Below are 1,047 nucleotides of genomic sequence, written 5' to 3'. Positions count from 1 at the left end.
GCATCGGACATTTAATCGTACGCATATCCAGCGGCGTTAAGATAGTTCCAGCATTCTTTTGGGCTGAAGAGATCGCAGATATCGCCGATTGCGTTCCAGAGTTGTTCGAAAGTTCGAGCGGCAGCCGCCCTCAGATGGGCTTTGAGTTTGGCAAAGGCCATCTCGATGGGATTGAGGTCGGGGGAGTAGGGCGGCAGGAAGAGGAACCAGGCGCCGGCCTGCTTCAGGCATTGTGCGGCATTGGTGCTTTTGTGGACGGCGAGATTGTCGAGAATGACGACATCGCCCCTGGAGAGTGTGGGCGCCAGTTGGGTTTCAATCCAGACGTCGAAGGCTTGCCGGTCCATCGCCTTGTCGACCACCCAGGGTGCGGTCAGCCCATGACAGCGCAAGCCCGCGATGAAGGTCTGGGTTTGCCAATGGCCGAACGGTGCTTGGGCATGGAGCCGTTCGCCGCGCGGGCAGCGGCCGCGTAACCGCACCATTTTGGTGTTCACGCTCGTCTCGTCCACGAACACCAGCCGATGCGGTTCCAGCCGCATGCGCGGCTGGCGATAGTTAATCCACAGATGACGTTCGGCCTGGATGTGTGCGCGTGCGCGTTCCGACGCCATCAGCGCTTTTTTTATATGTGAAGCCGTTTCGGCACAAAAAGCGCGACAGCACAGCAGGAGCAGCCCGCAAATTGTGGACTTCTCCGAGCCGTGCGGCCAGTTCCGGCATGGTGATGTCGGGCCTTGCTTCCACAACACCGATCAGGAAACCGGCAACTCCAGCCAGTTTACCTCCACCAGGAGGACGCCCCTGACGCGCGGGTGCCCCTGATCCATAGGCAACCACACGCTGCAGCAGCTTCACAGCGAAGCTCTCGCTCACTTCAAAATGACGAGCCGCAGCTCGGCGCGAATGGCCGTTCTCAACAAAGCTGACAATCCGATCGCGAAGATCCTGAGAATAGCTCCTGCCCATGATCCACCTCCAATAACGGTGAATCACAAATTGCCCTCCAAGGGAATCGCCGATTCCAGTTTCAGATCCGACGCTCTA

1 protein-coding gene is annotated in these 1,047 nt (G+C 58.5%); it reads right to left on the bottom strand.

Annotated elements, in window-relative coordinates; genetic code table 11:
• Nucleotides 1-11: 11 nt before the first annotated feature.
• Nucleotides 12-969, bottom strand: a protein-coding gene (locus AB4037_RS34580; RefSeq protein ID WP_441774675.1) for an IS630 family transposase whose coding sequence is annotated in 2 segments (ribosomal slippage) — nt 12-617 and nt 619-969 — 957 coding nt in all. Because the reading frame shifts where the segments join, the coding sequence is not laid out codon by codon here.
• Nucleotides 970-1,047 lie beyond the last annotated feature (78 nt).

Origin of the sequence: Labrys sp. KB_33_2, from assembly GCF_052114505.1 — a bacterium.
Classification (GTDB): Bacteria; Pseudomonadota; Alphaproteobacteria; order Rhizobiales; family Labraceae; genus Labrys.
Note: the sequence above shows the minus strand (reverse complement) of the source record. Positions and strands in the feature narration are given on the sequence as shown.